At 42.7% G+C, this 14503-nt stretch carries 12 protein-coding genes; 8 read left to right on the forward strand and 4 right to left on the reverse strand.

Going from position 1 to position 14503, the window contains the following annotated elements; all coding sequences use genetic code 11:
- Positions 1–226 precede the first annotated feature (226 nt).
- Entirely contained in the window at positions 227–1156 is a 930-nt protein-coding gene (locus tag MIC7126_RS0120690) for a methylenetetrahydrofolate reductase (RefSeq protein WP_017655063.1), read from the reverse strand.
- A gap of 184 nt (positions 1157–1340) precedes the next feature.
- Positions 1341–2351: a tryptophan--tRNA ligase gene (gene trpS / locus MIC7126_RS0120695; protein WP_017655064.1), complete on the reverse strand. Its 1011-nt coding sequence runs from the start codon at positions 2349–2351 to the stop codon at positions 1341–1343.
- 518 nt (positions 2352–2869) lie between these two features.
- On the opposite strand from trpS, the gene MIC7126_RS0120700 reads away from it, so the two are divergent.
- From MIC7126_RS0120700 to MIC7126_RS0120735, 8 genes are all read left to right on the forward strand, one after another.
- Entirely contained in the window at positions 2870–4648 is a 1779-nt protein-coding gene (locus MIC7126_RS0120700; protein ID WP_017655065.1) for an ABC transporter ATP-binding protein, read from the forward strand.
- The gene (locus MIC7126_RS0120705; RefSeq protein WP_017655066.1) at positions 4648–5922 is read left to right on the forward strand and encodes a nucleotidyltransferase domain-containing protein; all 1275 of its coding nucleotides are present in this window, start codon (positions 4648–4650) and stop codon (positions 5920–5922) included. The genes MIC7126_RS0120700 and MIC7126_RS0120705 overlap by 1 nt, the downstream gene beginning before the upstream one ends.
- A gap of 17 nt (positions 5923–5939) precedes the next feature.
- A complete protein-coding gene (locus tag MIC7126_RS0120710) occupies positions 5940–7340 on the forward strand; it encodes a tetratricopeptide repeat protein (RefSeq protein WP_017655067.1) in 1401 nt (466 codons plus the stop codon).
- 5 nt (positions 7341–7345) lie between these two features.
- A complete protein-coding gene (locus tag MIC7126_RS0120715) occupies positions 7346–8266 on the forward strand; it encodes an SMP-30/gluconolactonase/LRE family protein (protein ID WP_017655068.1) in 921 nt (306 codons plus the stop codon).
- Positions 8263–8973 (forward strand): glycosyltransferase family 2 protein, encoded by a 711-nt coding sequence (locus tag MIC7126_RS0120720; protein ID WP_017655069.1) that lies wholly within the window; start codon positions 8263–8265, stop codon positions 8971–8973. Before MIC7126_RS0120715 ends, MIC7126_RS0120720 begins: the two co-directional genes overlap by 4 nt.
- A 9-nt stretch (positions 8974–8982) precedes the next feature.
- Positions 8983–9870, forward strand: coding sequence for an HD domain-containing protein (locus MIC7126_RS0120725; RefSeq protein WP_154655938.1), 888 nt, complete (start codon positions 8983–8985; stop codon positions 9868–9870).
- Positions 9871–9952: 82 nt separating this feature from the next.
- Complete coding sequence (locus tag MIC7126_RS0120730; protein ID WP_017655071.1) at positions 9953–10714, forward strand: NAD-dependent epimerase/dehydratase family protein; 762 nt, start codon at positions 9953–9955, stop codon at positions 10712–10714.
- A gap of 76 nt (positions 10715–10790) precedes the next feature.
- Complete coding sequence (locus tag MIC7126_RS0120735) at positions 10791–11483, forward strand: glycosyltransferase (protein ID WP_017655072.1); 693 nt, start codon at positions 10791–10793, stop codon at positions 11481–11483.
- A 117-nt stretch (positions 11484–11600) separates the two neighbouring features.
- On the opposite strand, the gene MIC7126_RS0120740 is transcribed toward MIC7126_RS0120735, so the two are convergent.
- Positions 11601–12302, reverse strand: a complete 702-nt coding sequence (locus MIC7126_RS0120740; RefSeq protein WP_040630462.1) for a glycosyltransferase family 2 protein — start codon at positions 12300–12302, stop codon at positions 11601–11603.
- Between the two features lie 66 nt (positions 12303–12368).
- Complete coding sequence (locus tag MIC7126_RS0120745; RefSeq protein ID WP_017655074.1) at positions 12369–14486, reverse strand: acyltransferase family protein; 2118 nt, start codon at positions 14484–14486, stop codon at positions 12369–12371.
- Between the last annotated feature and the right edge of the window lie 17 nt (positions 14487–14503).

Here is a 14503-nt window from a genome sequence, read left to right on the forward strand (position 1 = left end):
GCCCACAAGGAACTGAAGTTCCTTGCTCATAGCGAAAGTCATCTAAAGATGACTGAATGTGCCAAAAATCTTTAGTCTACTTCAGTAGACTTGCGCTATTAGCCTGGGAATTCATTCCCAGGCGGGTAGGTAAGCCCTGCAATCAGGCATCTGTGGCTTAAGTTGACACGTATGGGCACTGCCGTGCCCCTACGGGTATAACTCACGTATGCGATCGCCTAACGTTCTATTTCACTACCACCCCACTAACCAATTTCACCCCCGCTAAATCCAAAATTTGCGGAATCAAATCTTCACGCTTCACCGCCATCATATGCACACCTTGACACAATTGCCGCGCAATTTGCACTTGTTCCGCTGCAATTTTCACCCCTTCTTGTAGGGGGTCTTTGGCTTTTGCCAATCTATCAATAATGTCTTGGGGAATATTCACACCAGGAACAACTTTATTGATAAATTGAGCATTCTTTGCAGATTTCAACAGAAAAATTCCTGCCAAAATGGGTTTATCATGAACAGAAGCTATTTTGTCCATGAACTTTTCTAGCCGTTCAAAATCGGTAATTAATTGACTTTGAAAAAACTGCGCTCCGGCTTCAATTTTGCGTTCAAATCGACTTTGCAAACCCGACCAACTAGCACACTGCGGATCTACTGCTGCGCCAACAAATAAGTTAAGGGCGCCGTCAGTTAAAGGTTTGTCGTTGTAGTCAATTCCCAGATTCAGTTTTCTAATTAGCTGTAGCAATCGCACAGCTTCCAAGTCAAACACAGCTTTAGCTTCTGGATGATCGCCTGCTTTCACTGGGTCGCCTGTCAACGCTAAGATGTTGTGAATACCCAAAGCATGAGCGCCCATCAAGTCTGCTTGTAAACTGATGCGGTTGCGATCGCGGCAAGCAATCTGACAAATCGGCTCGATGTCATTTTGTGATAAAATAACGGACGCCACCAACGAAGACATCCTTAACACAGCACGGCTACCATCGGTAATATTGACAGCATGAACCCTCCCCTTAAGGGTCGCCGCCATTTGTATCATATGGGCTGGATCTCCCCCTTTCGAGGGTGCGACTTCGGCGGTAACTAAAAACTCCCCTGCTTGTACGGCTCTGGGAAAAGCATCTAAGACCGTCGTGCTTTTTATGTCAGGCATAATTTCACTGTTTACGGGTTTATTACAGGGTATAACAAGTGAAGTATGAAGTGTAAAGGATGAAGTCTGAAAAAATTGCTACGCACCACGCCGCTAGTAGACGAAAAAAATTAAATTATTGATGTTAGGTAATTTCATCCTTCATACTTCATACTTCATCCTTCATACTTCATCCTTCATCCTTTTAAACGGGTACAGAGAAACCTAAAGCCGCTTTCACTTGCGAAAGAGTTTGGTTAGCTATAGCTTCTGCTTTTTCCCTTCCATCCCGTAATACAGATTCTAGATAACCTTTGTCATCCATCACTGCCTGATATTTCTCTTGCATTGGTTTCAACGCATTAATCGTTGTTTCTGTCAATAACGGTTTGAATTGCCCCCAGCCCATATCTTGACATTCGGCTGCTACTTCTGCTTTTGTTTTACCAGAAAGCAGTAAATACAAAGTCAACAAGTTGTTGCACTCTGGGCGCTCTGGGTCGTCGAAAGTTAAACCCCGGACTGGATCTGTTTTACAGCGCTTAATCTTATTGGTAATCTGCTCTGGTGTATCCAGCAAATTGATTCGGCTCAATTCCGACGGATCAGACTTGGACATTTTGCGAGTCCCATCAGTCAGACTCATTACCCTCGCCCCTTCCTTACGGATTAAAGGCGCTGGTAACTTCAGCACTGGCTGGTCTGGTTGAGCAAATTGATGATTAAACCTGTTAACAATATCTCGTGTGAGTTCCAAATGTTGCTTTTGGTCTTCACCCACAGGCACTTGATCTGCTTGATAAAGTAGTATATCAGCCGCCATCAGCACCGGATAATCCAACAAGCCCACACCAACATTTTCACCTTGCTTGACAGCTTTTTCTTTAAACTGAATCATATCTTGCAGCCAGTTTAAAGGTGTTATGCAATTGAGCAACCAAGTTAGTTCACTGTGTGCCGAAATATGAGATTGCACAAAAATGTTCGAGTGGTTTAAATCAATCCCACAAGCTAAATATAGCGCTGCGATATTATACGTATCTGCTGCTAGAGTTGCTGGATTATGCGGTACGGTGATTGCGTGTAAATCCACCACACAAAAGTAATTATCGTACTGGTCTTGAATTTCTACCCAGTTGCGAATCGCCCCTAAATAATTGCCTAAATGCAGATTACCAGTTGGTTGAACTCCCGAAAGAACACGCTGTTTACCCATAAATTTCTAGTTAGTGAACAATTCGCACTAAATGAAGTGGCAATAATAAAACTCATTTAATTTTGACATTTTCTTGGGGAATAGAGAATAGAGAATAGGGAATAAGCAACTTGTACTGAGCGTTGGCGTAGCGTCTTCTTGGCGCAGCTTCTTATAGAAAAGAGAAGTCTAAGCATAGAGAATAGACAATCATTTCCCGCTAACAGACTCAACTATCTTCAGCGGGCTGCTCAGAATTTACCCTGGAACAATGGATTCCCCAACAGTCCACGCGTATTGACAAAAGATACACGTTCCCGAAATATCATTGATGCACTTTCTGTGAGTCTTTCGGTATTTTTTGCCGATTTTACCTTAATATGGCTTTATTTAATGATTTTAGAGAATTGTAAATTTAGTATAAAGTTTAACAAAGTATCCTGCTGACAGACAAACTCCTGTGAATAACTGAAAAAGAAAATGTATTGAGATTCTCAACTTTGCTCTATCAGAGGAAAAGTCTAATGATTTGTGTTTAAATGCTAAAAATAAAACGTGCAATTGTATTAGTTTGGCAAAGCGCTTCAGGCTGGAGTGTAATTCATCTTTCTCTAACAGCGATTCAGAGTATATTGCCTCTGGCTTTACTTTATATAACTAAACTCATCGTTGATAAAATTGCTATTAGTCATAATATTGACGACAAAACGCAAATATTTGGTCAGATTATCTTCCTGTTATTCAACGCAGGACTGGTAATGTTTTTGATAAATGTCAATGCTGTAATTTCTGAGCTAGCATCAACAACATTGTCACAACGAGTTACAGATCATCTACAAGTGATACTTTTCAAAAAAGCGATTGAGATTGATTTAGAGTCTTACGAAAATCCTCAATATCAGGACATTTTAGAACGGGCTAAATGGGAAGCCCCATACCGACCGACTCAAATGTTAAATAGCTTGACCTCCTTAGGGCAAAGTGCAATTTCCTTATTGGCGATCGCTGGGTTGCTCATCTCCCTTAACTGGGGGCTGCTCAGTGTGTTATTGGTCGCTTCCCTGCCAAGTATGTTCGTTCGTTTTCGGCAATCAAAAGTCCTTTACAAATGGCGTCGCCATCAAACTGAAATAGAACGCAAAACCAACTATCTTGGGCATTTATTACTGGGAGATAGTCCTGCGAAGGAAATTCGATTATTTAATTTAGGTCATTTTTTGATTGATCGGTTTTATAATCTCAGGCAGCAACTGTTTAAAGAGAAACTGGCGATTACTACTCGACAAGCCATCACCCGACTGATGACACAGGGATTTGCAGGAATTGCGGTATTAGTTACCTATGGCTTTATTATTCATCAAACTATTTATAGTAAATTTCAACTCGGCGATTTGGTGCTGTATAGCCAAGCTTTTCAGCGCAGTCAAGGTTCACTCGCTGGCCTAATTTCTGCACTAGGGCAAGTACATGAACATAACTTATTTCTTGCTGATTTATTTGAGTTTCTAGCCTTAAATCCTACTATCAATGAGCCTGTACATCCTAAATTAGTACCCCGTCCAATGCAACAAGGTATTGTATTTCAGGATGTTAGCTTTCAATATCAAAACTCCTCGCGTCAAGCAATTAAGCAGGTTAATCTCACTATTGCGCCAGGGGAAATTATCGCCCTAGTTGGAGAAAACGGGTCTGGTAAAACCACATTGGTCAAACTGCTCTGCCGTCTTTATGAAGTGACCGAAGGTAGTATTACTATCGATGGTATAGATCTGCGGCACTTTTCGGTGCAGGATTTGCATCGCCAAATCAGTGTGATTTTTCAGGACTATACTCGCTATCAGCTGAGTGCAGAAGACAATATCTGGTTTGGGAATATTGACCTACCTCCAACTTCTGAAAAAATTACTCAAGCAGCTCAAAAGTCAGGCGCTGATGCGGTGCTCCAAACTTTACCGCAAGGATACAACACCCTACTAGGGAAATGGTTTAAAGGTGGGGAAGAACTGAGTGGTGGACAATGGCAAAAAATCGCTCTGGCTCGTGCTTTCTTACGGGATGCTCAGTTGGTGGTGCTAGATGAGCCGACGAGTGCGATGGATGCGAAGGCTGAGGCTGAAGTATTTCAGCAGTTTCGTGAACTCATGCGCTCACGCTCTGCGCTCTTAATTACCCATCGTCTTTCGACTGTGAAAATGGCGGATCGGATTTATGTTATGCACCATGGAGAAATCGTGGAAAGTGGCACCCACCATCAGTTGATGGCACGACAAGGCAAATATGCCCATTTGTTTGAAATCCAAGCTAAAAATTACCAATAATGACGACTCAAACTCCCGAATTTACGGTCTTGCTTGCCTGTATACGGTTTTATTTAGGTACAACAACGAAGAGCGAAGTGAGTTGTCTACTGGCGTCAGATTTGAACTGGAGAACTTTACTCGAAACTGCGATCAACAATGGCGTCATGCCGATATTGTATCAGAGCCTCAAAGCGATGGAGGCGGATGTGGTGCCGCCAGCAGTGATAGTGCAACTGCAAACGTGCAACCGGATGAATGGACTGCATAATGTTTCTCAAACCAAGGAATTACTAGAGATTCTGACGGATCTGGAAAAAGCTGGAATTGAGGCGATCGCTTTTAAAGGGCCGACTCTCGCCGCATCTGTTTATGGCAATGTTACCCTACGCCAATTTAATGATCTAGACATCTTCGTGAGGCTGGAGGACTTTTGGCAGGCGAAAGCCTTTTTGTCCACCCTAGGCTATGAATCTATTGCCTCAGAAGCAGACCAAATGGAAACATTCAATCGCTATCTTCAAATCTCTTTATCGCACAGTACCCCTGAAGCGATAATGTTCAACCAGCGATTTCAACCCTCTTTACTGCACAGCAACCCAGAAAGAAGTATTGATTTGCACTGGGGAATTCCGCCCAGACGAGCTTGGAAGAGCGATCAGTTTGAGCGGCTCTGGGAAAATCTAGATCAGATTAATCTTATGGGTCAGGCAGTTAAAATCTTCTCTCCAGAAATAACCTTAGTCATTCAATGCATGAATGCTGGCAAAGAACTTTGGAAGGGATCATTTAAGCATATCTGTGATGTAGCCCAAATCATTCGAGCTTATCCTGATTTAAATTGGCAATCAGCTCTGGAACTGTCTTCTGAGTTACACACTCAGCGATTATTCCTTATAGGACTCAGTGTAACCCGTCAACTTCTACATGTTCCCTTACCCCAGTTCATTCTAGAAATGATTGTTAGCAATGAGCTAACCGACAAATGTCTTTTTGAGAGCGATCCCTCAGGAAAAAGCTTGCGCTTCCCCGCTGCTTTCCGTGGACTTCAAATCTCGTGGCAGGAATACACCTATCAACTCAAAATTATCGATCAATGGTGGGATGGGCTATTGATCACCAGAGACTATGTGCAATCGATTCTTAGATCTTTGCTGTCACCAGATGAACGCGATCGCCAATTCTTGCCACTACCGAAGAGATTATTTTTTCTCTACTACATAATTCGCCCCATCCGAGTGCTAATCAACTATTCGCCGTTCCGTAAATCATTCGTCGTAGAAAGCAAACCATAGAACCTGGAAAAATCATTATGGATCAATTATCAAAACTAGATATCGACTCAGCCCTGACTCAATTCAAGTTGGCTAATGCTTGGCAAATTCAAGGTAAATTTGAGGATGCATTTATTCGCTATCAAGAAACTTTGCAATTGCGACCTGACTATATGCCTGCCTATCAGCAGTTAGGGAATTTGATGCTCAAACAACGTCGGCACGATGAGGCATTAGAGTACTATGAGCAAGCACTCGCACTTGATTTTGAAGCAACTGATCTGTCTTTTTACTACCAATGTTTAGGCTTGCCAAAGCAGCGTCCTGATGCGCCAATTCAATCAGAAAATATTTCATTTGCCAACGAATCATCAACCTTGATCGCAACGGGCAAAATTAATCTCGGTAAACAAAGAGTTTTTGGATACCATCGTAGTGGTTGGAACTTTGCAATTCAGGCACTTAGCCCTTTGCACAATCCTCAAGGCATTTTATTTGATGGCTGTTTAGAGCAGCAGTTCCTTTTTCAACACAACCGTATAGGTAAGCGACCGCCTCGGATATTAGCAAAAATGCACGCAGATGGTGTGTTTGAAAATTTGGCAACGTCAGAAGAAAAGGGGATTATTCCCTATCAAAAACCTTGGGTTGGGTTTGTGCATCATCCTCCATCCATGCCCATCTGGTTTAATTACCGAACATCCCTCCAAAAGCTAGTTGAAAAAGAAGTTTGGCAAGACAGTTTACCACACTGCGTCGGCTTATTTGCCCTTTCTCACCATTGTGCTGACTGGCTTAAGCAGCAGACAGGTAAACCGGTTTCGGCACTAATCCATCCTACAGAGATTCCAGACAAACAGTTTGATTTCAACCAGTTTCTCGCCAATCCTCAGAAAAAGGTAGTGCAGATTGGTTGGTGGCTGCGGAAGTTGCACTCGATTTATCAATTACCTCTGGCTCAAAATAATCCACTTGGATACGAAAAAGTCAGATTAGGGTTTTTGTTTGACTCAGCAGAAGCAGTGTTTACACAGCTGATGAACATAGAAGCGAGGATTTATAAAATCCAAATTGATGAAGCTTATTTAGCAAATACTAACGTGATCAGACATATTCCTAATGATGAATATGATGACTTGTTATCGACGAATATTGCTTTTGTAGATTTGTATGATTCCAGTGCTAACAATGCCATTATCGAATGTATTGCCCGTGCTACTCCACTACTGGTGAATCCTCTCCCCGCTGTGAAAGAATATCTAGGAGAGGACTATCCTATGTACTTCAATTCTTTAGAAGAAGCTGCAAAAAAAGCCTTGGACACCTCACTGATTTTAGAGACACATGAGTATCTTAAATCTTGTGAAACTCGACAGAAGCTATCAGCAGAATATTTTATAAATAGCTTTTGTAACAGTGAAGTTTATAAACTTATCTAAAGACGATGTTTTACTTGCAAAAATGGTTTGGTAAACACACGGCAAGAGGATATTTACAACCAAAGTGTCAGAAATTTTCATATCTATTTCCTAAATCTGTTGTGATTGAACAAGTAGCGACTGGATTTCAGTTTACTGAAGGCCCTGTTTGGATGGTTGAAAAGCAGTGTTTACTATTCAGCGATATTCCTGCTAACAAAATTTATAAACTCAATGGCTCCGGACAAGCCGCTGTGTTTCGAGAGCCGAGTCACCACGCCAACGGCTTGACCCGCGATCGCCAAGGTCGCCTAATCGCCTGTGAACATGGGAGCCGCTGCGTTACCCGCACTGAGCCAGACGGAACCCTAACGGTATTGAGCGATCGCTTTAACAACCAAAAACTCAACAGCCCAAACGATGTCATCGTCAAAAGCGATGGGGCAATTTACTTCACCGATCCGCCCTACGGCATTCAACCTGAGCAGCAAGAACAACCATTCCAGGGCGTTTATAGACTCTCACCAAATGGTCAAGACCTGAGTGTGATTGCGGATGATTTTATCAAACCGAATGGTCTGGCGTTGTCGCCCGACGAGCAAACGCTTTATGTTGCCGATTCATCTGAGCGTTGTCACATTCGCGCCTTTGACGTGCAGGCAGATGGGGCGATCGCCAATGGTCGAGTTTTTCACACCATGACAACTCCAGGTGTGACAGGTAATCCAGATGGCATGAAGGTTGATCGAGATGGGCATCTTTACGCGACTGGCCCTGGGGGAGTGTGGGTGTTAGAGCCAGATGGTACCCATCTAGGAACAATCGTGTTGCCTGAACAGCCTGCGAACTGCGCTTGGGGTGATGCCGACTGGCAAAGCCTTTACATCACAGCCCGCACTTCGCTCTATAAAATTCGCGTTAATACACCAGGAATTGCTCTGTTATGACTTCTGATTCTCCACTTATTAGCGTCATTATTCCGGTTTATAACCGCGATCGCTATCTTGCCGAAGCGATTGAAAGTGTTCTCGCTCAAACCTATCCAGCGATTGAACTGATTGTAGTTGATGATGGTTCGAGCGATCGCAGTGCCGAAGTTGCCCAAAGATACCCTCTCATCTATCATTACCAGCCCAATGGGGGAATCGGTTCTGCACGAAATGCTGGAATCGCTTTAGCAACTGGTGAATTTCTTGCCTTTCTCGATTCTGACGACATTTGGGTAACAGACAAACTATCGAAACAAATGGCAGCCTTTGAGACTGATCCGACCTTAGAGGTTGTATTTGGCTATACCCAACAATTTTACAGTCCAGAGTTGGATGAAACCTTTCGCCAAAGCATCCGCTGCCCTGAACAACCGATCGCAGGCTATCTTTCTAACATGATGTTAATTCGTCGCTCAACGTTTTTGCAGGTGGGACTGTTTAACCCAGAACTCAAGTGCGGGATAGACATTGAGTGGTACGGCCGCGCTGCCGAACAAAAGCTCAAAATGACCCTGTTACCGGATGTTATTCATCTGAGACGGCTGCATGAAACCAACAATGGACTTCTCGAAGCAGATCAACATAAAGAGCGATTGCATGTCTTGAAAGCGATGCTTGATCGCCGCCGACAAGTTCAACCAGATCAGTCTCCTGCGGCTAGCTAATCTCTCTGGGTGCAAGCTGAACATTCCCTCCTCCCTATCCCTTCTCCTATGCAGTTATACGCCCAAACAATTCTCCAACTCTTACAACAACTTGAGCGATTGGGATATCCACAGATTGATCAAGTTTACATTCACAATGCTTACAAATTTATCATCACAAAAATTGTAGGTCGCTATCGTCCTTCTGGTAAAACCACGATCGCCCATATGATCGGGACAGCGAGTATTTTAGCATCCCTCAAAACCTCTAAAGAAATCATTGCAGCGGGATTGCTCCACGTTGTCTATGACTATGGAGATTTTGGAGATGGGCGCTCGGGAATCTCTCCGGCTAAACAGCAACCAACGATCGCGGTGCTGGGAACGCAAGCAGAAGAATATGTCAGGCGATATACCCTCTTCAACTGGAGTTGGAATGAGGCTCAACTAATTGAGATCCGCGATCGTATTGCCAGTTTGGATTCCTTTGATCGGGCAGTTCTACTGATTCGGCTGGCAAATGAGTTAGAAGATTTTCTCGATTTAGGCATTCTCTACTGTGAGAGTGCTGAAGGTCGTAAAGAAGGGATTAAGGCGACGGGTCATTTGCTCATTGAGCTAGCTAACAAACTTGGATTCCCGATGCTGGCTGGCGAGTTATCAATCGCCTTTGAGAACAACCTGGAAACAAGAACGTTTGCCGAATTCTGTAACCCTGGTTTCGGCACTAGGGATTTTGCTCTTGCTCCTTTATCGTATACACTCAAACCGACTATCAAAATTCATCAAACAACTACTGAGATCCCTAAGCAATTGCTCAATCGCATTCTCAATGGCAAGCAGGTTTTACTATCGCTGAGATCGCGTATTCACAGGAAAAGTAAGCAGATTGTGAGATCGCTCATTCCGCATGTTTAACACGCGTTACAGCATGAATTGCGTTTGAATAGTCTAGATCCCACTGCTCTTTGAACAACAGATTAATCACTGAGACTTATCTATGCTCTCTTTATTCCAGCGCTTTCAGCCTTACAACTCGTCCTCCCTTGAGAAAACCATTCTATTAACGGGTGCAGCTGGAACTATCGGCACATCCTTGCGGCTTCTTCTCAAAGAAGACTATCACTTTCGCTGTCTTGATTGCCGTCGAGTTCCGCAAGCAAAAGATGTCCGAGTTGCAGATATCACAAATTTCAAAGCAGTTCTCAAGGCAATGCGGGGTGTAAATGCAGTCATTCATCTGGCTGCAAATCCGAATATCGATCAATCTTGGCAAGATGTTTACATCAGTGGTATCAAGGGCACTTACAACGTGTTTGAAGCGGCTCGCCAAGCTGGAGTCAAGCAGATTATTTATGCCAGTACCAATCACGTTTCCGGCTGGCGAGAAGTCAAGCAAGAACCTCACATTACGCCTGAACAACTGGTGCGTCCTGACTCTTTGTATGCGGTCGGCAAAGCCTTTGGAGAAGCCTTGGGGCAATTTTTTGTTGATCGCTATGGAATGTCGATCATTTGTCTGCGGATTGGCGGGTTTCACAGTGAACCTAAATTATATGTTCCTAACGATCGAATACTAGCAACTTGGTGTAGCCCACGAGATTTAGCGCAATTGGTGAGGCGATCGCTAGAGCATGAAAATTTAGGCTTTCAAATTTTTTATGGAATTTCTGGCAATACTCGCCGTTACTGGGACATTAGTAATGCTCAAGCGATACTTGGCTACGAACCTGAAGACAATGCCGAAAATCTTCTCGGCTAAATACATAACTGATAACTATTGAAAGCTTCACATAAACTAAGCCACGGTCGTTCCTTTAAAAAAACTATTAACTGTTATGAGTCAACCCCTTGTAAGTGTTATTATTGCCGTTCAAAACGGCGAACAGTATCTAAACCAAGCAATCAACAGTATTGTTGCTCAAACCTACCCAAACGTTGAAATTCTGGTGGTCGATGGCAAATCAACCGATCAAACTGAAGCGATCGCAAAGTCTTATCCCCAAGTTCGCTACTTACACCAGACAGCTAAGGGGCTGTCCGATGCTTGGAACACCGGCATAAATGCCGCCAAAGGAGAGATGATTGCCTTTTTAGATCATGACGACTACTGGACACCCAATAAGTTAGCTCTACAAGTAGAGTACTTAATCCAACATCCAGAAGTACAGTCTGCGATCGCTCATTTCTGCTTCATCCTAGCCCATCCTGACCAATCCATCCCAACTGGGTTTAAGCCACAACTGCTCCAGAAAAAACTGATTGGACGAATTCCAGGGACTTTGCTAGTTTATAAAACAGTCTTTGACTATATCGGTCAATTTGATACCAACCTGAAAATTGCCAGTGATGTAGACTGGTTTACACGGGCTAAAGACCAAAATATCTCCTTGGTTGTAATCCCTGAAGTCGTTCTCTACAAACGGGTTCACAACAATAACCTTTCATCTAATGCCCTTGTCAACAATCAAGAACTCTTAGGCATCTTAAAGCAATCGATTGCAAGACAACGGAATAATCAAATCTCCTAGCGCGATCTTGTCTATTTTGCAAAACCTTGAATAGCCAAGGTCAAAAAAAACTTACCAATACAGCCTTTAGATTGATGTTATTTTCCTCTCATCTGGGAGGAAAAAAGGTTTTCAGCACTACTCTTTTAAACTAGACTCTCGGCGCTGACGAGCGATTGATTCTTTAATGATTCTGAGCAAATTAAATTTATGCATTGACTTCATTTGCCAAGATAGATTTGTGCCATGCAATCTCCTGAGAGTGAGAATTTCTGGAATCATTGATGTGTTCACCTTGGCATCTTCTGCTCGTTGTAGCCACTGGGTATCCTCTTCAGATTGATAATTTTGTGAAAAATTACCAATTTGATCAAAAACTAACCTACGCACAACCAACGTACTAGGAATGATAACTTTGCATTCTTGTAGATCGCGCTCAAAATCAAACCAAGGTGGAACTTGGGTATTAGGTTCTAAAAAATTTTCTGCCCTTGTACCTGTGATACCAATATCAGGATGTTCCAGCATATAGGCAATTTGTAGACTAAGTTTATGCGGCTTCCAAATGTCATCCCCATCTATGAATGCAATAAATTCTCCTTGTGCAGCAGCAATTCCCACATTACGTGTTACGGATACACCTTGATTTGATTGATAAAAATAGCGCACCTCTGGATAAGCACGAACAATCTCAGCAGTGTTATCAGTTGAGCCATCATCCACAACAATGACTTCAATCGGGCGATAGGTTTGAGCAAATACGCTATCTAGTGTTTTCGCTAAATACTTTGCATAGTTATAAGCAGGGATAACGACACTTACTAAAGGGAAATTTTTCATTGTTAAAAATTCCATAAAATCATTAAAAAACATTATATTAATCAGATTATAATTGCCCTTTAAAGATTATGGTATCTTCAGCAATTTATAGTGCAAAAGTAAAGCATAAAAGTCATCAAACAGGAGTTCCCCTCCATAATTATTGATGTGATGAGAATCTCGAAAAATGACCCTATCTGATAAGACGGTCGAACAGTTTTTGAGGTCTTTGGGGCACAACCGGTCAAATGGGTCAAAAAGATAAAAGTTACTGTTTGACTTGGACAGTGTTTTCAGTGAATCAGTTACTTCGCTTAAACCTTGTCTGAGTTTTACCCGATCTGCCGAAAGATAGCATTCATTAGATAAAAATGGTCTAAACCATTGTTTGTAGCAATTTTCAGTTGTGAAGCTATCTGGCATATGTTGAAATCTTGGCAATGGCAGGATCGCAACAACACTTACACCTCTGTCATTGGTCGTCTTGATGAATCTATCAAGCTTTTCAATCCAGTGAGGTAGAAACTGAAGATGTCTTTGCCTTTGCTCTTGGCTGGAATTGGGAAACCAACCGAATAGATTTCCCAAATCATTTCCCAGAACAATAATATCTCCCGACTTCACATTTGCCAGGACATATTTGATTGTCTTCTCTTGGTTGAGCAAATCCTTTTGTTTCCAATCGTTCTTTGGTAACCAAGAGTATAATTCTAATGGCAATGGTGGAACAGTTATTTGTCCAGTGGTTATAACTGTTTGCTGAAAATTTCCTCTTGACTGCATTTTTCCAATTAACCCTGACAGATGTCCGGCATGACTATTCCCCAAATACCAAATTCGCTGCTGCTCACTAACACGTTCACCTTTGGGGAAAGAGCATTTTGCGATGTCTTGAGGAGAGAAAGGTCTTCCCTTGCCCATAAAGAATGAACATTCAAGAGAAACACCTTGGACATTAAAACTCTCAGTTTCCAGAGAATGCTTACTACCTAAAAATATTCGGTCACTCAGCGAATTAGATAGTAGTAGAAGGAGTACTGAGGCACTTACAGAGGCACCGATCCCATAACCAATCGTCTGCCAACGAAGCATAGACCAGTCAGAACGACGCAGCGGCATCTCCACATACCGATAAGAAAATACTGCCAGCAATAGCATCAAGCCGACCTGAAATGGGACAGACCACCAGTGAATGCCAATAGTCCAGTGACTGAGTGAGAGGACGCCCCAATGCCATAGATAAAGCGAGTATGAAATCAGACCGATGTAAACAACTTGCGGATGGGTAAATAGTGAATATCCAGCAGTTCCAGCGCGAAGGCAAACAATTAAAACTGAGGTTAAAAGTACAACAGCAATGGTCGCTTTAGCGGCAAATTGGAGCGGGATAAAAAAAACTGCAAGAATGCCAGCCGCTACTACTAAGGGTGGAATGCTCTGCAAACGAACCAGCAAACCACTGGGATGCTTCAGACCGAGAAACAGCAAGCAACCAGCACCCATCTCCCAAAAACGAGTGGGCATCAAAAAGTAAGCAGCAGCTTGGTTTGTTCGGTAAATATAGACAAAAGCAATCAAGGAAGCAATCGATAGTGCCCCTGTCACCCAGAACAGATTTCTTGCCCCTTCGCTAGCCTGACGACCAAAACCAGTGAACCAGACTAGAAGTGGAAACAGAAAGTAAAACTGTTCTTCTACTCCCAAAGACCAAGTGTGTGTGAAAACATTTAGTTGTGCGGAGGAAGCAAAATAATTTGTAGACTGATTTAGCAGGTAGAGATTGGAGCCGCCAAATAGAGATGCGATCCCAGTCATTATCGAAAGACCTGGACTGGGATTAAAGAGGCAGATCGAAATACTTGTAATAACTACAAACGTCACCAATGCTGGAACTAAGCGTTTGATACGTCTGGCATAGAAACCCACCAGAAAGTCGAGAAAGTTCTTGCTAGAACGACCTGCTAACGAAGAAGTGATGACAAATCCAGAGATCACAAAAAAGATGTCTACGCCTAAATATCCGCTGGGCAGAATATCTTTGTTGAAGTGGTTGATGATGACTGCAATCACCGCAAATGCTCTCATTCCATCGATTTCTGGTCTATAAAAAGGCTGATTAGCTCCAGATGTGGATGTCATTTGCACATGAGCAGGGAGTATTTCAGAGGCAAAGCGAGTTAAAACATCAATTATTTTTGAGAACATTCATTTTATGTTTTCTT

Origin of the sequence: Fortiea contorta PCC 7126, from assembly GCF_000332295.1 — a bacterium.
Classification (GTDB): Bacteria; Cyanobacteriota; Cyanobacteriia; order Cyanobacteriales; family Nostocaceae; genus Fortiea; species Fortiea contorta.